Genomic DNA, 21805 nt, shown 5'->3' on the forward strand with positions numbered 1-21805 from the left:
CAGGGCGGCCACGGCGGCGTGATCGCCGGCCCCGGCGGCGTCGGCCGCGAGCCGGGCCGCCTCCAGGTCCAGGACATCGCTGGGAACGTACGGCCGGACCCCGTCGACGACATCGCGCTGCTCGCGGGCGATGTGCCGCTGCCACAGCGACAGGAGCTTCTCGATCCCGGACGCGTCGAGGGACGGGGCCAGTTCACGCAGTCCGGCCCGGAGGCCGGCGGGTTCGTCGACGAGGGTGCCGAGGACGTCGACCACGACGGCATCGATCTCCGGCTGTGCCATGGGTGGGGCCTCCTGGGCGCGGCGGGGGCGTGACAGTGACCGCTGCCCCGGAGAACCCTGCGGAGGCCGTCCGGATTCCCGGCCTCGACGAAGCCGCCCGCCGCACGCACGAGCGCCCTCCCGGGCCGTCCTCGGGCCGTGGAAGGGCGCTCGCCGTGACCGTCGTCGCGGATACCGCAGCTCGCGGCCGCCGCCGGTCAGTTGTGGCTGTGCAGCACCTCGTTCAGGCCGCCCCAGTTGGCGTGGTTGGGGCGGGCCTCGACCGCGCCGCTGACCGAGTTGCGGCGGAAGAGGATGTTGGAGGCGCCGGAGAGGACGCGGGCCTTGACGATCTCGCCGTCGGGCATGGTGATGCGGGTGCCCGCCGTGACGTACAGGCCGGCCTCCACCACGCACTCGTCGCCGAGGGCGATGCCGACGCCCGCCTCGGCGCCGATCAGGCAGCGTTCGCCGATGGAGATGATGACGTCGCCGCCGCCGGAGAGCGTGCCCATGGTGGACGCGCCGCCGCCGATGTCGGAGCCGTCGCCGATGACCACGCCGGCCGAGATGCGGCCCTCGATCATCGAGGTGCCGAGCGTGCCGGCGTTGAAGTTGACGAAGCCCTCGTGCATGACCGTGGTGCCCGCGGCGAGGTGCGCGCCCAGGCGGACCCGGTCGGCGTCGGCGATGCGGACGCCCTTCGGGGCCACGTAGTCCGTCATGCGGGGGAACTTGTCGACGGACGTGACGGCCAGGTGCAGGCCCTCCGCGCGGGCGTTGAGGCGCACCTTCTCGACGTCGTCGACGGCGACCGGGCCGAGGGAGGTCCAGGCGACGTTGGCGAGGCAGCCGAAGATGCCGTCGAGGTTCAGCCCGTGCGGGCGGACCAGGCGGTGGGAGAGCAGGTGCAGACGCAGGTAGGCGTCGTGGGCGTCGACCGGCTTCTCGTCGAGCGAGGAGATGACCGTGCGGACCGCCACCACCTCGACGCCCCGGCGGGCGTCCGGGCCGGCCGCGGCCGTGGCGCCCCCGCCGAGCAGTTCCGCGGCCCGCTCGGCGGACAGCCGCTCGGTGCCGGACGGCCCCTCGGCCGACGCTGCGGTCAGTTCGGGCGCGGGGAACCAGGTGTCGAGGACGGTTCCGTCGGCGGCGATGGTGGCGAGGCCGGCGGCCACTGCGCCGGAAGGGCTCTGAGCAGTCGTGTCGGTCATGAGGGCAACCTAACCGGCCGGGGCCCGGGGAGGCGAACCGGTGGGCCGGGCGTCTCGGGTACCGGTCCTCCGGTCATACCGCGACGTCGGGGGCGGGCGGCGGGGCGGAGGGCGGCAGGACCCGGGCCAGCACGTCGCGTGCGAAGTCCTCGTCGTACGGCGTGCCCGTCAGCAGCACCTGGAGGCAGATGCCGTCGAGCAGGGCGACCACGGCGCGGGCCGTGACCGGGTCGGTGCGGTGGGCGAGCTGGGCGGCGACGCCCTCGCACCACTCGGCCGCGACGGGGCGCAGGGCGGGGCGGCGCAGGGCGGCGAGGTAGAGCTCGTACTCCAGCTCGACGCCGGTGCGTTCGCCGGCCAGCCACTCGCCCATCACGGCGGCGAGTTCGGACGCGAGGTCGGTGTGCGGGTCCCGCAGCCCGTGGTGCGCCGCGACCACCTTGGCGAAGCCCTCGTTGGCCTGGCGCAGGGCGGCGACCAGCAGTTCGTCGAGGGTCTTGAAGTGGTAGGTGGTGGAGCCGAGCGGTACGTCGGCCTCGGCGGCGACGCTGCGGTGGGTGAGCCCGGCGATGCCGCGCCGGCCCACGACCCGGATCGCCGCGTCGATGATCCGCTGCCGTCGCTCGGGGTCGTAGCGCCGGGCCATCAGTGCGCACCTCCCAGGTTCAGCACCACCACCCCGACGATGATCAGGCCGATGCCGAGGGCCTTGACCGCGGTCAGGCCCTCCCCCATGAAGGCCACGCCGATGGTGGCGATGGCGGCGGTGCCCACCCCGGCCCAGATGGCGTAGGCCGTGCCGACCGCGACGGTGCGCAGGGTCTGCGCGAGGAGGCCGAAGGAGATCACGTACCCGACCAGCGTCAGCAGCGAGGGCCAGAGCCTGCTGAAGCCGTCGCTGTACTTCATGGCGGTGGTGGCGCCCACCTCGGCGGCGATGGCGCCGGCCAGCAGCAGATATCCCATGTGTACAAGCGTACCCATCGATGTGGACGTGCGTACATACCCAGGGCCTGCCGAGAGGGTGTCCGGGCACGACGACGGCCCCCGGCGGGATCGCCGGGGGCCGTCGTGCGGTCGTGCGCGGTGCGGGGTCTCAGACGTTGAAGCCGAGCGCCCGCAGCTGCTCACGGCCGTCGTCCGTGATCTTGTCGGGGCCCCACGGCGGCATCCAGACCCAGTTGATGCGCAGCTCGTTGACCAGGCCGTCCGTGGCGGACTTGGCCTGGTCCTCGATGACGTCCGTCAGCGGACAGGCCGCCGAGGTCAGGGTCATGTCGATGGTCGCCACGTTCGAGTCGTCGACGTGGACGCCGTAGATCAGGCCGAGGTTGACGACGTCGATGCCCAGTTCGGGGTCGACGACGTCCATCAGGGCCTCGCGGACCTCTTCCTCCGAGGCCGGTTTCATCTGCACGGTCTCGCTCATGCCGTTGTCCTTTCGGCGTCGGAGCCCAGAGCCTGGGCCGTCGCGTCCTTCCACGCCATCCAGCTGAGGAGGGCGCACTTCACCCGGGCCGGGTACTTGGAGACCCCGGCGAACGCGACCGCGTCCTCCAGGATCTCCTCCATCGCGTCGTCCGGCTCGATCTTCCCCTTGGACTGCATCAGCTCCAGGAAGGTCTCCTGGACCCGCTGTGCGTCGGTCAGATCTTTGCCGACCAGCAGTTCGTTCAGCACGGAGGCGCTCGCCTGGCTGATCGAGCAGCCCTGCCCCTCGTAGCTGACGTCCCGGACGGTCGTGCCGTCGTACTTGACCCGCAGGGTGATCTCGTCACCGCACGTCGGGTTGACGTGGTGCACCTCGGCGTCGCCATCCCGCAAGCCCCGCCCGTGCGGGTTCTTGTAGTGGTCCAGGATGACTTCCTGGTACATCGAATCCAGCTTCACGCCCAGCCAGCCCCTCAGCCGAAGAAGTTCCGTACGTGCTCCAGTCCGTCGACCAGAGCATCGATCTCGGCCGGCGTGGAGTACAGATAGAACGACGCTCGCGTGGTCGCAGGAATTCCGTACCGGAGGCAGACCGGGCGGGCGCAGTGGTGGCCGACCCGGACCGCGAGGCCCTGTTCGTCGAGGACCTGACCCACGTCGTGCGGGTGGATGTCCCCGAGGGTGAAGGAGATCGCCGCCGCGCGGTCCTCGGCCGTGGCGGGGCCGATGATGCGCAGGTCGGGGACCTCGCCCAGCCGTTTGACGGCGTACTCGGTGAGCGCGTGCTCGTGGGCGAGGATCTTGTCCATGCCGATGGCCTGGAGGTAGTCGATCGCCGCGCCGAGGCCGACCGCCTGCGCGATCGGGGGGGTGCCCGCCTCGAACTTGTGCGGGGCGGGCGCGTAGGTCGACGAGTGCATCGACACGGTCTCGATCATCTCGCCGCCGCCGAGGAACGGAGGCAGGTCCTCCAGCAGTTCCTGGCGGCCCCACAGGACGCCGATGCCGGTCGGACCGCACATCTTGTGGCCGGTGAAGGCCACGAAGTCGGCCTGGAGCGCCTGCACGTCGACCGGCATGTGCGGGGCGGCCTGGGAGGCGTCGATGCAGACGAGCGCGCCGACCTCCTGGGCGCGACGGACGATCGCCTCGACCGGGTTGAGGGTGCCCAGGATGTTGGAGACCAGCACGAAGGAGACGATCTTCGTCTTCTCGGTGATGACCTCGTCGATGTTGGACAGGTCGAGCCGGCCGTCGTCGGTCAGGCCGAACCACTTCAGCTTCGCTCCGGTGCGCTGCGCGAGCAGCTGCCACGGCACGATGTTGGAGTGGTGCTCCATCTCCGTGATGACGATCTCGGTCTCGTGGTCCACGCGGTAGGGCTCGTCGGCCCAGCCGAGCATGTTCGCCACGAGGTTGAGCGACTCGGAGGCGTTCTTGGTGAAGATCACCTCGTCGCGGCTGGGCGCGTTGATGAACGCGGCGACCTTGTCGCGCGCGCCCTCGTACAGCGCCGTGGCCTCCTCGGCGAGCACATGCACACCGCGGTGGACGTTGGCGTTGTGGCGCTCGTAGTACTCACTGAGTGCGTCCAGCACCTGGCGCGGCTTCTGCGAGGTCGCCGCGTTGTCCAGGTACACGAGCTTCCGGCCGTCGTGGACCTGACGGTCCAGGACGGGGAAGTCCTTGCGGATCGCCTCGGTGTCGAGGAGGCCCGGCAGCAATGTCACGCGGATGCGCCACCCTTCGTGTCGACTCCGTCGCGCTTCGTGTATGCCTCGTAGCCCTCCGCCTCCAGCTTGTCGGCCAGCTCGGCACCGCCGGACTCGACGATACGGCCGTCGGCGAACACGTGGACGTGGTCGGGCTTGATGTAGCGCAGGATGCGCGTGTAGTGCGTGATGAGCAGGGTGCCCACGTCACCGGACTCGCGGACCCGGTTGACGCCCTCGGACACGATGCGCAGGGCGTCGACGTCCAGGCCGGAGTCGGTCTCGTCGAGGACGGCGACCTTCGGCTTGAGCAGCTCCAGCTGGAGGATCTCGTGGCGCTTCTTCTCACCGCCGGAGAAGCCCTCGTTGACGTTGCGCTCGGCGAAGGCCGGGTCGATGTTGAGGCGCTCCATGGCCTCCTTGACCTCCTTCACCCAGGTGCGCAGCTTGGGGGCCTCGCCGCGGATCGCGGTGGCGGAGGTGCGCAGGAAGTTGGAGACCGAGACACCGGGGACCTCGACCGGGTACTGCATGGCGAGGAACACGCCGGCGCGGGCGCGCTCGTCGACGGACATCTCCAGGACGTCCTCGCCGTCGAGGGTCACGGAGCCGCTGGAGACGGTGTACTTGGGGTGACCGGCGAGCGCGTAGGCGAGCGTCGACTTGCCCGAGCCGTTGGGGCCCATGATGGCGTGCGTCTCGCCCTGCTTCACGGTGAGGTCGACGCCCTTGAGGATTTCCTTCGTGGCGTTGTCGGCCTCGACGGTGACGTGCAGGTCTCGGATTTCAAGCGTTGCCATGGGTGCCTCAGGACTCCTGGGTGACGGAGACGAGCACGTCGTCCCCTTCGATCTTTACGGGGTATACGGGAACGGGGCGGGTCGCCGGGAGGGCGTCGGGCTTGCCGGAGCGGAGGTCGAAACGCGAACCGTGCAGCCAGCACTCGATGTGGCAGTCGTCCACCTCGCCCTCCGACAGGGACACGTTCGCGTGCGAGCAGATGTCGTTGATCGCGAACACCTCCCCGCAGGTCTGCACGATGGAGACCGGCGTGCCGTCGAGTTCCACCCGCTTGGGGGTGTCCTCCTCCAGCTCGCTCAGCCCGCAGGCGCGTACGAAGCTCATCCGACCGCCGCCTCCAGTTCCTCCTCGATCTTGGCGATCAGGCGCTCCTCGAGGTCGGCGACGCCGATCTGCTGGACCAGCTCGGCGAAGAAGCCGCGCACCACCAGGCGGCGGGCGTCCTTCTCCGGGATGCCGCGGGCCATCAGGTAGAACAGCTGCTCGTCGTCGAAGCGGCCGGTCGCGGAGGCGTGGCCGGCGCCGACGATCTCACCGGTCTCGATCTCCAGGTTGGGCACGGAGTCGACCCGGGCGCCGTCGGTGAGCACCAGGTTGCGGTTCATCTCGTAGGTGTCGGTGCCCTCGGCCGCGGCCTCGATGAGGACGTCGCCGATCCACACGGCGTGCGCGTCGTCGCCCTGGAGCGCGCCCTTGTAGACGACGTTCGACTTGCAGTGCGGGACGTTGTGGTCGACCAGGAGGCGGTGCTCCTGGTGCTGGCCGGCGTCGGTGAAGTACAGGCCGAACAGCTCGGCCTCACCGCCGGGGCCGGCGTAGGCGACCCGCGGGTGCAGTCGGACGACGTCGCCGCCGAAGGTGACGACGACGGACTTGAAGGTGGCGTCGCGGCCGACCAGCGCGTTGTGCTGGGCGGCGTGCACGGCCTTGTCGTCCCAGTCCTGGACCGAGACGACGGTCAGCTTGGCGCCGTCGCCGAGCACGAACTCGACGTTGGCGGCGAGCACCGCGTCGCCGGTGTGGTCGATGACCACGACGGCCTCGGCGAAGGCGCCGAGCTCGATGACCTGGTGGGCGTAGGCGGTGCCGCCCTCGCCGTGCACCGCGATGCGGATCGGCTCAGTGAGGACGGCCTCCTTGGGCACGGTCACGACCGAGGCCTGCTCGAAGGCGGAGTACGCCTGGGCGGCGACGCGGTCCACCGGGGTGCCGGCGCGGCCGAGCCGCGCGTCGTCCCGGCCGACCGTCTCGACGACGACGCCCTCCGGCGCCTGGACGGCGACCTTGATGCCGCCGTCGGCGGTGGCGGTGCCGTCGTGCAGCCCGCGCAGCCGCTCCAGCGGGGTGAACCGCCACTCCTCCTCGCGGCCGTGGGGGACGGGGAAGTCCGCCACGTCGAAGGACGGGGGAGCGCTCATGCGGGTGGCGACGGTCGACTCGGCGGCCACCGCGATCGAACCAGCGGTCGCGGAACCGACCGGGATGTTAGGAGCCTCAGCCATGGCTGTCGTAGTGCTCGCTTTCCTTTGCGTAAGGGGGCTTGACGGAACGGCGCCGGTGGCTAGCCGACCGCGCCTTCCATCTGGAGCTCGATCAGCCGGTTGAGCTCGAGGGCGTACTCCATCGGCAGCTCCTTGGCGATCGGCTCGACGAAGCCGCGCACGATCATGGCCATCGCCTCGTCCTCGCTCAGACCGCGGCTCATCAGGTAGAAGAGCTGGTCCTCGGAGACCTTGGAGACGGTCGCCTCGTGGCCCATGGACACGTCGTCCTCGCGGACGTCCACGTAGGGGTAGGTGTCCGAGCGGGAGATCGTGTCGACCAGCAGCGCGTCGCAGAGCACGTTGGACTTGGAGCCCGGGGCGCCCTCGCCGATCTCGATCAGGCCGCGGTAGGAGGTGCGGCCACCGCCGCGGGCCACCGACTTGGAGACGATGTTGGACGAGGTGTTCGGGGCCATGTGGACCATCTTGGCGCCCGCGTCCTGGTGCTGTCCCTCGCCGGCGAAGGCGATGGACAGGGTCTCGCCCTTGGCGTGCTCGCCCATGAGGTAGACGGCCGGGTACTTCATCGTCACCTTGGAGCCGATGTTGCCGTCGACCCACTCCATGGTCGCGCCCTCGTAGGCCACGGCGCGCTTGGTGACCAGGTTGTAGACGTTGTTCGACCAGTTCTGGATGGTCGTGTAGCGGCAGCGGGCGTTCTTCTTGACGATGATCTCGACGACCGCGGAGTGCAGCGAGTCCGACTTGTAGATCGGCGCGGTGCAGCCCTCGACGTAGTGCACGTAGGCACCCTCGTCGACGATGATCAGGGTCCGCTCGAACTGGCCCATGTTCTCGGTGTTGATCCGGAAGTAGGCCTGGAGCGGGATCTCCACGTGCACGCCCTTCGGCACGTAGATGAAGGAGCCGCCGGACCACACGGCCGTGTTCAGCGCGGCGAACTTGTTGTCACCGGCCGGGATGACCGTGCCGAAGTACTCCTTGAAGAGCTCGGGGTGCTCCTTCAGGGCGGTGTCGGTGTCCAGGAAGATGACGCCCTGCTCCTCCAGGTCCTCACGGATCTGGTGGTAGACGACCTCCGACTCGTACTGCGCGGCGACACCGGCGACCAGGCGCTGCTTCTCCGCCTCCGGGATGCCCAGCTTGTCGTAGGTGTTCTTGATGTCCTCGGGCAGGTCCTCCCAGGACTGCGCCTGCTTCTCCGTGGAGCGCACGAAGTACTTGATGTTGTCGAAGTCGATGCCCGACAGGTCCGAGCCCCAGTTCGGCATGGGCTTCTTCTCGAACAGGCGCAGGCCCTTGAGGCGGAGCTTGGTCATCCACTCCGCCTCGTCCTTCTTCGACGAGATGTCCTTGACGACGTCCTCGTTGAGACCACGCTTGGCAGCAGCGCCGGCCTCGTCGGAGTCGGCCCAGCCGTACTCGTACTTGCCCAGGCCTTCGAGCTCGGGGTGGGCAGTCTCCGTGGGGAGAGTCATGCGGGGTTCCTCCCGGACGTGCTTGCAGGTGCGTGGTGGGAAATCTTGGGGATGTACGTCGTGCAGACGCCGTCGCCGTGGGCGATGGTCGCCAGCCGCTGCACATGCGTACCGAGGAGCTCGGCGAAAAATTCCGTCTCGGCCTCGCACAGCTGCGGAAACTGTTCGGCGGCGTGGGCGATGGGGCAGTGGTGCTGGCAGAGCTGCTCGCCGACCGGTGCACTGCGCGCCGTCGCAGCGTACCCGTCCGCGCTCAGGGCCCTGGCCAGCGCTTCCGTCCGCTCCTCGGGGGGTGCGGCCTCGACCGCCGCCCGGTACGCGTCCGCGTGGGCGGCGATCCGTGCGCGGGCGAACGCGGTGATCGCGTCACCGCCGCCCTCCTTCTCGCCGATCCAGCGCAGTGCGTCCACGGCCAGCTTGTCGTAGGACTGGTCGAACGCGTCCCGGCCGCAGTCGGTGAGCGCGAACACCTTGGCCGGGCGTCCGCGCGTGCGCGCGCCGTAGACCCGTCGCTCGCGTGCGGCCACGACGTTGTCCGTGACCAGGGCGTCCAGGTGCCGGCGCACAGCGGCCTGGGTGAGCCCCAGGCGCTGGGCCAGCTCGGCGACGGTCGACGGGCCGTGGTCCAGGATGGACCGGGCGACGCGGTTGCGGGTGGACCGCTCACCGGTTGCCAGTTCCTCGTGGGGAGCCTCGCCAACGTTTTTCACAACGCCATTGTTGCGTAATTCATCCGGCCCGGGCAAGCCGCGCCCGGACGGCATGATCGTGCGCTGCATCACTTAGGTAAACCTAACGCGACCTGCGGAAACGATCTTTGATCGATCAAAGAGGCCGGTGGCGGCACCCGCGGTCCGGCCGGCGTCACGATCCTCCCGCACGGGTTTGCGCACCCCCGGCCCGGGGGGACCGGCCGCCTCCCTAGACTCGTGACCCATGCGAAGTGAGCCCGTGGTCCAGGTCCAGGCCCTGGTGAAGCGGTACGGCACGAAGACCGCGGTGAACGGCCTCGACCTGGTGGCCCGGCAGGGTGTGACCGCCGTGCTCGGACCCAACGGCGCGGGCAAGACGACCACCGTCGAGACCTGCGAGGGGTACCGGCGGCCCGACTCCGGCACGGTGCGCGTCCTGGGCCTCGACCCCCTGCGGCAGTCCGCCGCGCTCCGGCCCCGGATCGGCGTGATGCTCCAGTCCGGCGGCGTCTACTCGGGCGCGCGCGCCGACGAGATGCTGCGGCACGTGGCGAAGCTGCACGCGCACCCACTGGACGTGGACGCGCTGATCGAACGGCTCGGGCTCGGTTCCTGCGGACGCACCTCCTACCGGCGGCTGTCCGGCGGCCAGCAGCAGCGGCTCGCCCTGGCGATGGCCGTCGTCGGACGCCCCGAGCTGGTGTTCCTCGACGAGCCGACCGCCGGCCTCGACCCCCAGGCCCGCCGCGCCACCTGGGACCTCGTGCGCGACCTGCGCGACGACGGGGTCTCCGTCATCCTCACCACCCACCACATGGACGAGGCCGAGCAGCTCTCCGACGACGTGGCGATCATCGACGCGGGAAGGGTGATCGCCCAGGGCTCCCCCGAGGAACTGTGCCGGGGCGGCGCCGAGAACACGCTCCGCTTCAGCGGGCGCCCCGGCCTGGACGTGGCCTCGCTGCTGAAGGCCCTGCCCCCGGACACGGCGGCCGACGAACCGGCCCCCGGCTCCTACCGGGTGCTCGGCAAGGTCGACCCCCAGCTGCTCGCCACCGTCACGTCCTGGTGCGCGCAGAACGGGGTCATGCCGGACCGGATCTCGGTGGAACGGCACACCCTGGAGGACGTCTTCCTGGAGCTGACGGGCAAGGAGCTGCGCTCATGACGGCGACCGGTACCTACGCGCCCCGGCCGGGTGCGGCCCCGTTGCCGCGGATGATCGCGGCGCAGGCGGTGCTCGAGACGAAGATGCTGCTGCGCAACGGCGAGCAGCTGCTGCTCACCGTGGTGATCCCGACGCTGCTGCTGGTGCTGTTCAGCACCGTGGACATCGTCGACACCGGTGAGGGGCGGGCGGTGGACTTCCTCGCCCCCGGCATCCTCGCGCTCGCCGTGATGTCGACGGCGTTCACCGGGCAGGCCATCGCGACCGGCTTCGAGCGGCGCTACGGGGTGCTGAAGCGGCTCGCCGCGTCCCCGCTGCCCCGCTGGGGCCTGATGACCGCCAAGTCGCTGTCCGTCCTGGTCACCGAGATCCTCCAGGTCCTCCTGGTGGCCGTGATCGCCCTCTCCCTCGGCTGGTCGCCGCGGGGCAACCCGTTCGCGGTGTTCCTGCTGCTGGTGCTGGGCACCGCCGCCTTCTCCGGGCTGGGCCTGCTGATGGCGGGCACCCTGAAGGCGGAGGCGACCCTCGCCGCGGCCAACCTGGTGTTCCTGCTGCTGCTGATCGGCGGCGGGGTCGTGGTGCCGCTGGACAAGTTCCCGGACGCGGCGCAGGGCGTGCTCGGCCTGCTGCCGATCTCGGCGCTGTCGGAGGGCCTGCGGGACGTCCTGCAGCACGGGGCCGGGATGCCGTGGGGCAGCCTGGCCGTGCTCGCCGCGTGGGCGGTCGCGGGACTCGCGGCCGCGGGGAAGTTCTTCCGCTGGGAGTGAGAGGGACCGAGCCACCATGCCCATGGACGACCCTCGTGAAAGCGTGCACAAGCCGCGCCCTACGATGGGACGCGTGCCAAACGTGACCCGCGCCGACGCCCAGAGCGCGCTGCGCAACCCGCTCGCCTTCATCGCCGCACGCTGGACCCCGGATCCCCGGACGGTCCGGCGGGCGGCTCTCGCCGCGCTCGTCATGTCGGTGGTCATCGTGGTCACCGGGGGCGCCGTGCGGCTGACCGGCTCGGGCCTCGGCTGCCCGACCTGGCCCAAGTGCACCGACGACTCGATCACCGCGACCCGCGAGATGGGCGTGCACGGGGTCATCGAGTTCGGCAACCGTCTGCTGACCTACGTGCTGTGCGCGGCCGTCGGCTGGGCGATCGTGGCCGCGCGGTCCGCGAAGCCGGCCCGGCGGGGCGTGATCCGGCTGGGCTGGGCCCAGTTCTGGATCGTCATGGGCAACGCCGTCCTCGGCGGGATCGTGGTCCTGGTCGGCCTGAACCCGTACACGGTCGCGGCGCACTTCATGCTCTCGTCGGCGCTGATCGCGGTGGCCACGGTGATGTGGCAGCGGGTCCGCGAGGGCGACGGGGAGCCCCGGCCGCTCGTCGGCAAGGCCGTGCAGCAGCTGGTGTGGTTCCTGGTGGCCGCCGCGGTGCTGCTGATCGCCGTCGGCACGGTGGTGACCGGTGCGGGGCCGCACGCGGGCGACTCCAGCGAGGTCGAGCGGATGCCGCTGGACTGGGAGACGGTCAGCAAGCTGCACGCGGTCCTGGCGTGGATCGTGGTGACGCTGACGTTCGCGCTGTGGTTCGTGCTGAAGGCGGTCGACGCTCCCCGGGGGCCGTTGCACCGCACGCGTGAGCTGTTCGTCATCCTGCTGCTCCAGGGCGTCATCGGCTACGTCCAGTACTTCACCGACCTCCCCGAGGTGCTGGTCGGCCTGCACATGTTCGGGTCGTGCGTGATGTGGATCTGGGTCGTACGGCTGCTGATGTCGCTGCGGGAGCGCCCCGAGGCGGCGCCCGACGTGCCGGGCCCGTCGCCGGAGGCCACGCTCACCAACGCCTGACCGCAGGCTCCGGGCACCCCGGCACCGCGGGGGCCGCCGGTCCCGGTCGGTCACTCCAGTCCGTACACCCGCCGTGCGTTCCCCTCGGCCAGCAGGCCGGCCACGCGCTCCGCGTCCGGCAGCGCCCACGCGCCCTCGGCGACCCAGGTGCCGAGCACCCGGGCCAGCGCGTCGCGGAACAGCCGGGCGCCCACGACGTGCAGTTCGGGCAGTCCGCGGGCGCCGCTGGAGAAGAGGATCTTGCCGAACGGGGCGAGTTCCAGGATCTCCGCGAGCACGGTCGCCGCACGGGCCCCGGTCCGCACCAGGGCGGCCCCGGAGTCCGCGTAGACGTGGGGGAACACCCCGGCGAGATGGGCGGCGTGCCGGTGGTAGGGGTAGCCGTGCAGCAGCACCAGGTCGGTGCCCAGTCCCGCGGTGGCCCGCACGAAGTCGCTGAGCAGCACCGGGTCGGTGCGGTCGATGCGGGCGCCCGGGTCACCGAGCCCGGCGTGCAGTTGCAGCGGCCGGCCGGAGGCGACGGCGATCCACAGCAGGTGCCGCAGCAGGACGGGGTCGCTCAGCTCGCCGCCGACCGGCCGGGCCGCCAGCCAGCGCCCCGCCGCCCCCCGCACCTCCCCCGGCCCGGGCGGCTCCGGGACGAGGGCCAGCCCGTGCCGCAGACCGGCGACGGACGTGAAGGCGACGGCGTGGGCGGCCGCGCCGTGCACCGACTCGGCGAGGTTGGCGAGGAAGGACTCCACGGTGCCGGAGGTGTCGGCGACCTGCTCGGCCAGCTGTTCCAGGCGCACGATCTCGTGCGCCTCGGCGTCCCCGGCGGCCGCCAGCTCGGCGGGGCCCGTGAGGTCGCCCGGCAGCCCCGTGTCGACCAGGTAGGTGGTGATGCCGCTGCCCCGCAGCAGCCGGCGCCCTGCCTCGGCGACGCCCAGCTCCCGGCGCCGGGCGAGGTACCGGGCGGGCGGGCAGTGCGGTTCCAGGCCGAGCAGCGGCGGGCACCAGCGGCGCACCGCGAAGCCGGTCTGGGTGTCGAAGAGGGTGGTGCCCGGTGCGGGCGGGCCCTCGGTGCGGGACAGCTGGGCCTCGAAGGTGCCGAGGCCCAGCTCCGTGCGCAGGACGCCGTGGCAGTACTGGTCCACCAGGGACGGCGTGTCGATCATCCGGGCTCCCCGTGACGGGACCGTGCGCTCCCCACCGACCCGTCGCCGGGTCCCGCGCTCCTACGGTCCTAACGGGTGAGGGCGCCCTCAGGTGTTGCTCGGGCCGCCCACCTGGATGCCCGCCATGCGGGACCACTCGTACGGGCCGGTCCTGACCCGGGCGGCGAACTCGCCGTCGAACTCCTCGTGGACGGTGATGCCCGCCTTCTCGACGGCCTGCCGGGCGATGTCGGTGGAGGGGGCCACCAGGTCGCCCCAGTCGCCGTTCTCGGCGACGAGGACGATGCGGGCGCCGCGCCGACCGAGGTGGGCGACGTGCCCCTCTGTCGTGCCGTGGCGCTTGGCGAAGCTGTTGATCTGCTGGGCGAGCCGGTCCGCCTTGCGTGCGGCCTTCTGCGCGGCCTTCGGGTCCGCCTGCTGCGTGTCTGCCATGGTCAGGATGCTACCGACGGGTAGATCGAACGGCGACGGGCGGGGTCCGTGGCCTTGGCCACTGTGCCCCGCCCGTACGGCGTTTCGGTGAGGTGCCGCTACCGCAGGAAGGGGTCCACGGCGATCGCGACGAACAGCAGGGAGACGTAGGTGATGGACCAGTGGAACAGGCGCATCTCCTTGAGCTTGGCGCCCGTCACCTCGGCCTTGGCCCGGTTCAGCAGCGCGTGCGCCTCCCACAGCCACCAGCCGCCGGCCGCCAGGGCGACCGCGGTGTAGAACCAGCCGGTGTAGCCCAGCGGGGTGAGCAGCAGGGAGACCGCCACCATGACCCAGCTGTAGAGGACGATCTGCTTGGCGACGGCCTTGTTGCCGGCGATGACCGGCAGCATCGGTACGCCCACCCGCGCGTAGTCCTCCTTCACCTTCATGGACAGCGGCCAGTAGTGCGGCGGCGTCCAGAAGAAGATGACGAGGAAGAGCACGACCGGCGCCCAGGACAGCGAGTTGGTGACCGCGGACCAGCCGATCAGCACCGGCATGCAGCCCGCGATGCCGCCCCACACGATGTTCTGCGCGGTGCGCCGCTTCAGGATCATCGTGTAGACGACCACGTAGAAGAGGAGGGCGCCGAGCGCGAGCCAGGCCGACAGCCAGTTGACGGTCAGGCCGAACAGCAGGGTGGAGACGACCGCCAGGGCGATGCCGAAGGTGAGGCACTCGCGCGGGCTGACCATGCCGGTCACCAGCGGCCGCTGCGCGGTGCGGTCCATCAGCGCGTCGATGTCGCGGTCGATGTACATGTTGAGCGCGTTGGCCCCGCCCGCCGACAGGTAGCCGCCCACGCAGGTGAGCAGCACCAGCGTCAGGTCGGGCACGCCCTGCTGCGCCAGGAACATCACCGGCACGGTGGTGATGAGGAGCAGCTCGATGATCCGCGGCTTGGTGAGGGCCACGAACGCCATCACGCGGGCCCCGAACGGCCGACGGGCCGGGCTCTGGCTGGCCCCCAGTACTCCCGGTGGACGGGATTCAACGGCCGTCACGCACACCCCTACAGAGACATCCCAGCAAGCCTCGGCGTGTGAAGCCACGGTAAAGGCTCGCGCGTACCACGCCACTGTAGACGTTGCCCAGACCCGGACATTCGCGGGGGTGGGCTCGTGTTGGAAGACGGCGTCGCGGGGGGTCTCCCGGGGGGTCCCGGAGGTGCGGATCGAAGCTCGATTGAGCACCCGGATGAGCGGCTCCGTATTCATCTGCCGAATGCCGGTGCTTCCCGGTCGGGAGGCGGATCCCGAGGAGGCCCGGCAGTCTGGAATGGCTCGAAAAATCGCACGTCCTACGGGGGTAGGCTCGACCACGCCGGTGGGAAATCACCGGCATCCGACATGTGGAGAGGAGCCCTGACTCAGGGTGAGCACCAAGCCGACCACCACAGACCTCGAGTGGACCGAACTGGACCAGCGGGCCGTGGACACCGCCCGCGTCCTGGCCGCCGATGCCGTACAGAAGGTTGGCAACGGCCATCCGGGTACGGCGATGAGCCTCGCGCCCGCTGCCTACACCCTCTTCCAGAAGGTGATGCGCCACGACCCGGCCGATGCGAACTGGGTCGGACGCGACCGTTTCGTGCTGTCCGCCGGCCACTCGTCCCTGACCCTCTACACCCAGTTGTACCTGGCCGGCTTCGGCCTGGAGCTGGACGATCTGAAGTCCTTCCGCACCTGGGGCTCGAAGACCCCGGGCCACCCGGAGTACGGACACACCACGGGCGTGGAGACGACGACCGGCCCGCTGGGTCAGGGCGTCGCCAACGCGGTCGGCATGGCGATGGCCGCCCGGTACGAGCGCGGCCTGTTCGACCCCGAGGCGCCGCAGGGCGAGTCCCCCTTCGACCACTACGTCTACTGCATCGCCGGTGACGGCTGCCTCCAGGAGGGCATTTCCGCCGAGGCGTCCTCGATGGCGGGCCACCAGAAGCTGGGCAACCTGGTGCTGCTGTGGGACGACAACCACATCTCGATCGAGGGCGACACCGAGACGGCCGTCTCGGAGGACACCGTCAAGCGGTACGAGGCGTACGGCTGGCACGTGCAGCGGGTGGCCCCGAAGCCGGACGGCGACCTGGACCCGCACGCGCTCTACGACGCGATCGAGGAGGCGAAGAAGGTCACCGACCGGCCGTCCTTCATCGCCATGCGCTCGATCATCGCCTGGCCCGCGCCGAACGCGCAGAACACCGAGGCCGCGCACGGCTCCGCGCTCGGCGAGGAGGAGGTCGCGGCCACCAAGCGCGTCCTGGGCTTCGACCCGGAGCAGAGCTTCGAGGTGTCCGACGAGGTCATCGCGCACACCCGCAAGGCCCTGGAGCGCGGCAGCCGCGCGAAGGCCGAGTGGGAGAAGTCCTTCCAGGAGTGGCGCTCGGCCAACCCGGAGCGCGCGGCCGAGTTCGACCGGGTCGCGGCCGGTGAGCTGCCCAAGGGCTGGGAGGACAGCATCCCGGTGTTCGAGCCGGGCAAGGGGGTCGCCACCCGTGCCGCCTCCGGCAAGGTGCTGCAGGCCCTCGGCGCGGTGATCCCGGAGCTGTGGGGCGGCTCGGCCGACCTGGCGGGCTCCAACAACACCACGATCGACAAGACGTCGTCCTTCCTCCCGGCGGACAACCCGCTGCCCGAGGCGGACCCGTACGGCCGGACGATCCACTTCGGCATCCGCGAGCACGCCATGGCCGCGGAGATGAACGGCATCGCGCTGCACGGCAACACCCGGATCTACGGCGGCACCTTCCTGGTGTTCTCCGACTACATGCGCAACGCGGTGCGGCTGTCGGCCCTGATGCACCTGCCGGTGACGTACGTGTGGACGCACGACTCCATCGGTCTGGGCGAGGACGGCCCGACGCACCAGCCGGTCGAGCACCTGGCCTCGCTGCGCGCCATCCCCGGCCTGAACGTCGTGCGCCCCGCGGACGCCAACGAGACCGCGATCGCCTGGCGGGAGATCCTCAAGCGCTGGACCAAGGAGTTCGGCGTGGGCGCCCCGCACGGCCTGGCGCTGACCCGGCAGGGCGTGCCGACGTACGAGCCGAACGAGGACGCGGCCCGCGGCGGCTACGTGATGTTCGAGGCCGACGGCGGTGAGCCGCAGCTGATCCTGATCGCGACCGGTTCCGAGGTGCACGTGGCGGTGGAGGCGCGCGAGCGGCTCCAGGCCGAGGGCGTGCCGACGCGCGTGGTGTCCATGCCGTCCGTGGAGTGGTTCGAGGAGCAGGACCAGGGGTACCGGGACAGCGTCCTGCCGCCGTCCGTGCGGGCGCGCGTCGCGGTGGAGGCCGGCATCGGTCTCACCTGGCACAAGTACGTCGGGGACGCCGGGCGCATCGTGTCCCTGGAGCACTTCGGTGCGTCGGCCGACGGCAAGGTGCTGTTCGAGAAGTTCGGCTTCACGGCCGACAACGTGGCCGCCGTCGCCCGGGAATCGCTCACCGCTGCTCAGCGCTGACGCTCATACACGACACGTAGGAGATGGAAATTCCATGACCGACGCACTCAAGCGCCTCTCCGAGGAAGGCGTCGCGATCTGGCTGGACGACCTGTCGCGCAAGCGCATCACGTCCGGCAACCTCGCCGAGCTGATGGACCAGCAGCACGTCGTGGGCGTCACCACCAACCCGACGATCTTCCAGAAGGCGATCAGCGAGGGCGACGGCTACGACACGCAGCTCACCGACCTCGCCGCCCGCAAGGTCACCGTCGAAGAGGCCATCCGCATGATCACCACGGCGGACGTCCGGGACGCCGCCGACATCCTGCGCCCGGTGTTCGACTCCACCGACGGCCGGGACGGCCGGGTCTCGATCGAGGTCGACCCGCGCCTGGCGCACGACACCCGGGCGACCGTCGCGGAGGCCAAGCAGCTGGCGTGGCTGGTGGACCGCCCCAACACCCTGATCAAGATCCCGGCGACCGAGGCCGGCCTCCCGGCGATCGCCGAGACCATCGGCCTGGGCATCAGCGTGAACGTCACGCTGATCTTCTCCCTGGAGCGCTACCGCAAGGTGATGGACGCGTTCCTGACCGGCCTGGAGAAGGCCCGGGAGCGCGGCCTGGACCTGTCGAAGATCCACTCCGTGGCCTCGTTCTTCGTGTCCCGCGTGGACACCGAGATCGACAAGCGGCTCGACGCCCTGGGCACCGACGAGGCCAAGGCGCTGCGCGGCAAGGCCGCCATCGCCAACGCGCGCCTCGCCTACCAGGCCTACGAGGAGATCTTCTCCTCCGACCGCTGGAACGCGCTGGAGCGCGAGGGCGCCAACAAGCAGCGTCCGCTGTGGGCGTCCACCGGTGTGAAGGACAAGGCGTACCAGGACACCATGTACGTCACCGAGCTGGTCGCGCCGAACACGGTCAACACCATGCCCGAGGCCACCCTGTTCGCCACCGAGGACCACGGCGAGATCACCGGCGACACCGTCTCCGGCACCTACGAGCAGGCGCGCGCCGACCTCGACGCGGTGGAGAAGCTGGGCATCTCCTACGACGAGGTCGTCCAGCTCCTGGAGGACGAGGGCGTCGAGAAGTTCGAGGCGTCCTGGAACGACCTGCTGAAGTCGACCGAGGCGGAGCTGTCGCGCCTCGCCCCCTCGGAGGGCTGACACGTTGTCGAGCAGCAACCCGCTGCGTGACCCCGCGGACCGGCGGCTCCCGCGCATCGCGGGGCCGTCGGGCCTGGTCATCTTCGGCGTCACGGGCGACCTGTCACGCAAGAAGCTCATGCCCGCGGTCTACGACCTGGCCAACCGCGGCCTGCTCCCGCCGGGCTTCTCGCTGGTCGGCTTCGCCCGCCGGGAGTGGGCCCACGAGGACTTCGCGCAGGAGGTCCACGACGCGGTCAAGGAGCACGCCCGCACTCCCTTCCGGGAGGAGGTCTGGCAGCAGCTCATCCAGGGGATGCGGTTCGTCCAGGGCACCTTCGACGACGACGACGCCTTCGAGCGGTTGCGCGGCACCATCGAGGAGCTGGACAAGGCACAGGGCACGGGCGGCAACTTCGCCTTCTACCTGTCGGTGCCGCCGCGCTCCTTCCCGGTGGTCATCCAGCAGCTGAAGAAGCACGGCCTGGCGGACCAGACGGGCGGTTCCTGGCGGCGGGCGGTCATCGAGAAGCCGTTCGGGCACGACCTGAGGTCGGCCGAGGAACTGAACGCGATCGTCCACGAGGTGTTCGCCCCGGACCAGGTCTTCCGGATCGACCACTACCTGGGCAAGGAGACCGTCCAGAACATCCTGGCGCTGCGCTTCGCCAACACCATGTTCGAACCGATCTGGAACCGGTCGTTCGTCGACCACGTGCAGATCACCATGGCCGAGGACATCGGCATCGGCGGCCGGGCCGGCTACTACGACGGCATCGGCGCGGCCCGCGACGTCATCCAGAACCACCTGCTGCAACTGCTGGCGCTGACCGCGATGGAGGAGCCCGCCTCCTTCGGAGCGGACGCGCTGGCCGCCGAGAAGACCAAGGTGCTCGGTGCGGTGCGGCTGCCGAAGGACCTGGGCCGCGACACCGTGCGCGGGCAGTACGCGGCCGGCTGGCAGGGCGGCGCGAAGGCGGTCGGCTACCTGGAGGAGGACGGCATCGACGCCTCCTCCACGACCGACACCTACGCGGCGATCAAGCTGGGCATCGACAACCGCCGCTGGGCGGGCGTCCCCTTCTACCTGCGCACCGGCAAGCGGCTGGGCCGCCGGGTCACGGAGATCGCGGTGGTCTTCCAGCGCGCCCCGCACTCCCCCTTCGACACGACGGCCACCGAGGAGCTGGGCTCCAACGCGATCGTCATCCGGGTGCAGCCCGACGAGGGCGTCACGGTGCGCTTCGGCTCGAAGGTGCCGGGCACGTCGATGGAGATCCGGGACGTGTCGATGGACTTCGCCTACGGCGAGTCGTTCACCGAGTCCAGCCCGGAGGCGTACGAACGGCTCATCCTCGACGTGCTGCTCGGCGACTCCAACCTCTTCCCGCGCACGGAGGAGGTCGAGCTGTCCTGGAAGATCCTCGACCCGATCGAGGAGTACTGGGACGCCCACGGCCGGCCGGCGCAGTACCCGGCCGGTACGTGGGGGCCGGTGGAGGCGGACGAAATGCTCGAGCGAGACGGACGGAGCTGGCGCCGGCCATGAAGATAGACCTCACGGACACCACGGCCAGCAAGATCAACAAGGCGCTGGTGAAGGGCCGCCGGGCGATCGGCACCCCGGCCGTCGGCATGGTCCTCACCCTGGTCATCGTGACGGACGAGGAGAACGCCTACGACGCGCTGAAGGCGGCGAGCGACGCCTCCCACGAGCACCCCTCGCGGATGCTCGTCGTCATCCGGCGCGTCTCGCGGTCGCCGCGCGACCGCACCCAGTCCCGGCTGGACGCCGAGGTGCGGGTGGGAGCGGACGCCGGCACCGGCGAGACGGTGGTGCTCCGGCTGCACGGCGAGGTCGTCGACCACGCCCAGTCGGTGGTCCTGCCGCTGCTCCTGCCGGACGCCCCGGTGGTGGTGTGGTGGCCGGTCAACGCCCCGCTCGACCCGGCCGGGGACCCACTGGGCGCGCTGGCCCAGCGCCGGGTGACCGACACCTACGCCTGCGAGCAGCCGGTGCGGGAGCTCACCGCCCGCGCCGCCGCCTACACCCCGGGCGACACGGACCTGTCGTGGACCCGCATCACGCCGTGGCGCTCGATGCTGGCCGCGGCGCTGGACCAGGTGACCTGCAAGGTGCAGAGCGTGGAGGTGGAGGGCGAGGAGTTCAACCCGAGCTGCGAGCTGCTGGCCATGTGGCTCGCGGACCGGCTGGACGTCCCCGTGCGGCGCTCGCTGTCGAGCGGGCCGGGCCTCACCGCCGTCCGCATGGAGACCGACTGCGGGCCGGTGGTGCTGGACCGGCCCGACGGTTCGCTGGCGACGCTGTCCATCCAGGGTCAGCCCAAGCGTGCGGTGGCGCTCAAGCGCCGCGACACGGCCGAGCTGATCGCGGAGGAGCTGCGCCGCCTGGACCCGGACGACACGTACGCGTCGGCGCTGCGGTACGGCGTCGAGCGGCTGAGGACGGGCGGCCGGGCACCGGCCGGGGCGGCCCCGACGGCCGCGGCCGGTGACGGGCCCGCCAAAGGAGGCGCCCGGGCCGAGGCGGTCCCCGCCCCCGTCGGGTCGGCTGCGAAAGCACCCGCGGCCCAAGCGACCGAGGAGGCACCGGTGAAGAAGGCGGGAGCGACATGAGTACGGCACCCCAGCTGGTCGTGCACCGCGACACGGAGCTGATGGCGCAGGCCGCGGCGGCCCGGCTGATCACCCGGATCGTGGACGCGCAGTCCTCGCGGGGTTCGGCGTCGGTCGTGCTGACCGGTGGCCGCAACGGCAACGGCCTGCTGGCCGCGCTGGCGGCGGCCCCCGCGCGGGACGCGGTGGACTGGGGCCGGATCGATCTGTGGTGGGGCGACGAGCGGTTCCTGCCCGAGGGCGACCCGGACCGCAATGTCACCCAGGCGCGCAAGGCGCTCCTCGACGCGGTGCCGGTGGACCCGGAGCGGGTGCACGCCATGCCCGCCTCGGACGGCCCGCACGGCGCCGACGTGGACGCGGCGGCCGCCGCGTACGCGGAGGAGCTGGCCCGGGCCGCGGGCCCCGAGGACCACGGACCGGTCCCGGAGTTCGACGTCCTGATGCTGGGCGTGGGGCCGGACACGCATGTGGCGTCCCTGTTCCCGGAGCTGCCCGCGGTCCGCGAGACGGAGCGCACGGTGGTGGGGGTGCACGGCGCGCCGAAGCCCCCGCCGACCCGGGTGTCGCTGACCCTGCCGGCGATCCGGGCGGCCCGCGAGGTGTGGCTGCTGGCCGCCGGTGAGGACAAGGCGGAGGCCGCGGCCATCGCCCTGTCGGGCGCGGGCGAGATCCAGGCACCGGCGGCGGGCGCCCGCGGCCGGGCCCGCACCCTGTGGCTGCTGGACGCGGCGGCGGCGTCGCAGCTGCCGCGGTCGCTGTACCCGCCGGCGTCGCCGTAGGCGGCCCGCCGGGCGTACGCAGCGGCGAAGGGGCGGTGAGGGTGTCTCCCTCACCGCCCC

Annotated in this window: 22 protein-coding genes and 1 pseudogene; 8 read left to right on the forward strand and 15 right to left on the reverse strand. The window is 71.1% G+C overall.

Translation table 11 applies throughout. The annotated features are described in order from the left end of the window. The 12 genes and pseudogenes from G3I53_RS22200 to G3I53_RS22255 all read right to left on the reverse strand — a co-directional run. A pseudogene (locus tag G3I53_RS22200) lies at positions 1 to 282 on the reverse strand (haloacid dehalogenase type II); the annotation flags it as partial. A gap of 197 nt (positions 283 to 479) precedes the next feature. Next, entirely contained in the window at positions 480 to 1475 is a 996-nt protein-coding gene (dapD, locus tag G3I53_RS22205; protein WP_164337503.1) for a 2,3,4,5-tetrahydropyridine-2,6-dicarboxylate N-succinyltransferase, read from the reverse strand. 73 nt (positions 1476 to 1548) lie between these two features. After that, positions 1549 to 2121, reverse strand: a complete 573-nt coding sequence (locus G3I53_RS22210) for a TetR family transcriptional regulator (protein ID WP_164337502.1) — start codon at positions 2119 to 2121, stop codon at positions 1549 to 1551. Continuing rightward, positions 2121 to 2441 (reverse strand): multidrug efflux SMR transporter, encoded by a 321-nt coding sequence (locus tag G3I53_RS22215; RefSeq protein ID WP_164337501.1) that lies wholly within the window; start codon positions 2439 to 2441, stop codon positions 2121 to 2123. The genes G3I53_RS22210 and G3I53_RS22215 overlap by 1 nt, the downstream gene beginning before the upstream one ends. 130 nt (positions 2442 to 2571) lie before the next feature. Further along, on the reverse strand, positions 2572 to 2904 hold the full coding sequence (locus tag G3I53_RS22220) for a metal-sulfur cluster assembly factor (protein WP_164337500.1): 333 nt from the start codon (positions 2902 to 2904) through the stop codon (positions 2572 to 2574). Continuing rightward, entirely contained in the window at positions 2901 to 3365 is a 465-nt protein-coding gene (gene sufU / locus G3I53_RS22225; RefSeq protein WP_164337499.1) for a Fe-S cluster assembly sulfur transfer protein SufU, read from the reverse strand. Before sufU ends, G3I53_RS22220 begins: the two co-directional genes overlap by 4 nt. A gap of 14 nt (positions 3366 to 3379) precedes the next feature. Continuing rightward, a complete protein-coding gene (locus tag G3I53_RS22230; RefSeq protein WP_164337498.1) occupies positions 3380 to 4636 on the reverse strand; it encodes a cysteine desulfurase in 1257 nt (418 codons plus the stop codon). Next, a complete protein-coding gene (sufC, locus tag G3I53_RS22235; protein WP_164337497.1) occupies positions 4633 to 5418 on the reverse strand; it encodes a Fe-S cluster assembly ATPase SufC in 786 nt (261 codons plus the stop codon). The genes G3I53_RS22230 and sufC overlap by 4 nt, the downstream gene beginning before the upstream one ends. Before the next feature lie 7 nt (positions 5419 to 5425). Beyond that, on the reverse strand, positions 5426 to 5743 hold the full coding sequence (locus G3I53_RS22240) for a non-heme iron oxygenase ferredoxin subunit (RefSeq protein ID WP_164337496.1): 318 nt from the start codon (positions 5741 to 5743) through the stop codon (positions 5426 to 5428). After that, on the reverse strand, positions 5740 to 6921 hold the full coding sequence (gene sufD / locus G3I53_RS22245) for a Fe-S cluster assembly protein SufD (protein ID WP_164337495.1): 1182 nt from the start codon (positions 6919 to 6921) through the stop codon (positions 5740 to 5742). The genes G3I53_RS22240 and sufD overlap by 4 nt, the downstream gene beginning before the upstream one ends. A 59-nt stretch (positions 6922 to 6980) precedes the next feature. Then, positions 6981 to 8402, reverse strand: a complete 1422-nt coding sequence (sufB, locus tag G3I53_RS22250; RefSeq protein WP_164337494.1) for a Fe-S cluster assembly protein SufB — start codon at positions 8400 to 8402, stop codon at positions 6981 to 6983. Next, entirely contained in the window at positions 8399 to 9112 is a 714-nt protein-coding gene (locus G3I53_RS22255; RefSeq protein ID WP_164337493.1) for a metalloregulator ArsR/SmtB family transcription factor, read from the reverse strand. Before G3I53_RS22255 ends, sufB begins: the two co-directional genes overlap by 4 nt. Before the next feature lie 241 nt (positions 9113 to 9353). Between G3I53_RS22255 and G3I53_RS22260 the strand changes: the two genes are divergently transcribed. From G3I53_RS22260 to G3I53_RS22270, 3 genes are all read left to right on the forward strand, one after another. After that, entirely contained in the window at positions 9354 to 10262 is a 909-nt protein-coding gene (locus tag G3I53_RS22260) for an ABC transporter ATP-binding protein (protein WP_164337504.1), read from the forward strand. After that, complete coding sequence (locus tag G3I53_RS22265; protein ID WP_164337492.1) at positions 10259 to 11029, forward strand: ABC transporter permease; 771 nt, start codon at positions 10259 to 10261, stop codon at positions 11027 to 11029. Before G3I53_RS22260 ends, G3I53_RS22265 begins: the two co-directional genes overlap by 4 nt. A gap of 64 nt (positions 11030 to 11093) precedes the next feature. After that, positions 11094 to 12101 (forward strand): COX15/CtaA family protein, encoded by a 1008-nt coding sequence (locus tag G3I53_RS22270; RefSeq protein WP_164337491.1) that lies wholly within the window; start codon positions 11094 to 11096, stop codon positions 12099 to 12101. A gap of 50 nt (positions 12102 to 12151) precedes the next feature. On the opposite strand, the gene G3I53_RS22275 is transcribed toward G3I53_RS22270, so the two are convergent. The 3 genes from G3I53_RS22275 to G3I53_RS22285 all read right to left on the reverse strand — a co-directional run bounded on the left by G3I53_RS22275 (position 12152) and on the right by G3I53_RS22285 (position 14742). Then, on the reverse strand, positions 12152 to 13258 hold the full coding sequence (locus G3I53_RS22275) for an amidohydrolase family protein (RefSeq protein ID WP_164438699.1): 1107 nt from the start codon (positions 13256 to 13258) through the stop codon (positions 12152 to 12154). Between the two features lie 87 nt (positions 13259 to 13345). Continuing rightward, on the reverse strand, positions 13346 to 13690 hold the full coding sequence (locus G3I53_RS22280) for a hypothetical protein (protein ID WP_164334653.1): 345 nt from the start codon (positions 13688 to 13690) through the stop codon (positions 13346 to 13348). A gap of 98 nt (positions 13691 to 13788) precedes the next feature. Then, positions 13789 to 14742 (reverse strand): heme o synthase, encoded by a 954-nt coding sequence (locus G3I53_RS22285; RefSeq protein WP_164334654.1) that lies wholly within the window; start codon positions 14740 to 14742, stop codon positions 13789 to 13791. 364 nt (positions 14743 to 15106) lie between these two features. On the opposite strand from G3I53_RS22285, the gene tkt reads away from it, so the two are divergent. Genes tkt through pgl form a run of 5 tightly spaced genes read left to right on the forward strand, consistent with a single transcriptional unit; the run spans position 15107 to position 21745 of the window. Continuing rightward, positions 15107 to 17194, forward strand: a complete 2088-nt coding sequence (gene tkt / locus G3I53_RS22290) for a transketolase (RefSeq protein ID WP_164334655.1) — start codon at positions 15107 to 15109, stop codon at positions 17192 to 17194. Between the two features lie 34 nt (positions 17195 to 17228). Then, on the forward strand, positions 17229 to 18347 hold the full coding sequence (gene tal / locus G3I53_RS22295; protein ID WP_164334656.1) for a transaldolase: 1119 nt from the start codon (positions 17229 to 17231) through the stop codon (positions 18345 to 18347). A gap of 4 nt (positions 18348 to 18351) precedes the next feature. Next, positions 18352 to 19875, forward strand: a complete 1524-nt coding sequence (gene zwf / locus G3I53_RS22300) for a glucose-6-phosphate dehydrogenase (RefSeq protein ID WP_164334657.1) — start codon at positions 18352 to 18354, stop codon at positions 19873 to 19875. Further along, on the forward strand, positions 19872 to 20963 hold the full coding sequence (gene opcA / locus G3I53_RS22305) for a glucose-6-phosphate dehydrogenase assembly protein OpcA (RefSeq protein WP_164438700.1): 1092 nt from the start codon (positions 19872 to 19874) through the stop codon (positions 20961 to 20963). The genes zwf and opcA overlap by 4 nt, the downstream gene beginning before the upstream one ends. Continuing rightward, complete coding sequence (gene pgl / locus G3I53_RS22310) at positions 20960 to 21745, forward strand: 6-phosphogluconolactonase (protein WP_164346362.1); 786 nt, start codon at positions 20960 to 20962, stop codon at positions 21743 to 21745. Before opcA ends, pgl begins: the two co-directional genes overlap by 4 nt. The last annotated feature ends 60 nt before the right edge of the window (positions 21746 to 21805 follow it).

The organism is Streptomyces sp. SID14436, assembly GCF_010548465.1.
GTDB lineage: Bacteria > Actinomycetota > Actinomycetes > Streptomycetales > Streptomycetaceae > Streptomyces.

Bases quoted from the DNA above. Each gene is read 5' to 3' on its own strand.
- dapD (WP_164337503.1), bottom strand. From the start codon at position 1,475: ATGACCGACACGACTGCTCAGAGCCCTTCCGGCGCAGTGGCCGCCGGC.
- G3I53_RS22210 (WP_164337502.1), bottom strand. From the start codon at position 2,121: ATGGCCCGGCGCTACGACCCCGAGCGACGGCAGCGGATCATCGACGCG.
- G3I53_RS22215 (WP_164337501.1), bottom strand. From the start codon at position 2,441: ATGGGATATCTGCTGCTGGCCGGCGCCATCGCCGCCGAGGTGGGCGCC.
- G3I53_RS22220 (WP_164337500.1), bottom strand. From the start codon at position 2,904: ATGAGCGAGACCGTGCAGATGAAACCGGCCTCGGAGGAAGAGGTCCGC.
- sufC (WP_164337497.1), bottom strand. From the start codon at position 5,418: ATGGCAACGCTTGAAATCCGAGACCTGCACGTCACCGTCGAGGCCGAC.
- G3I53_RS22240 (WP_164337496.1), bottom strand. From the start codon at position 5,743: ATGAGCTTCGTACGCGCCTGCGGGCTGAGCGAGCTGGAGGAGGACACC.
- sufD (WP_164337495.1), bottom strand. From the start codon at position 6,921: ATGGCTGAGGCTCCTAACATCCCGGTCGGTTCCGCGACCGCTGGTTCG.
- sufB (WP_164337494.1), bottom strand. From the start codon at position 8,402: ATGACTCTCCCCACGGAGACTGCCCACCCCGAGCTCGAAGGCCTGGGC.
- G3I53_RS22265 (WP_164337492.1), top strand. From the start codon at position 10,259: ATGACGGCGACCGGTACCTACGCGCCCCGGCCGGGTGCGGCCCCGTTG.
- G3I53_RS22270 (WP_164337491.1), top strand. From the start codon at position 11,094: ATGGGACGCGTGCCAAACGTGACCCGCGCCGACGCCCAGAGCGCGCTG.
- G3I53_RS22275 (WP_164438699.1), bottom strand. From the start codon at position 13,258: ATGATCGACACGCCGTCCCTGGTGGACCAGTACTGCCACGGCGTCCTG.
- G3I53_RS22280 (WP_164334653.1), bottom strand. From the start codon at position 13,690: ATGGCAGACACGCAGCAGGCGGACCCGAAGGCCGCGCAGAAGGCCGCA.
- tal (WP_164334656.1), top strand. From the start codon at position 17,229: ATGACCGACGCACTCAAGCGCCTCTCCGAGGAAGGCGTCGCGATCTGG.
- opcA (WP_164438700.1), top strand. From the start codon at position 19,872: ATGAAGATAGACCTCACGGACACCACGGCCAGCAAGATCAACAAGGCG.
- pgl (WP_164346362.1), top strand. From the start codon at position 20,960: ATGAGTACGGCACCCCAGCTGGTCGTGCACCGCGACACGGAGCTGATG.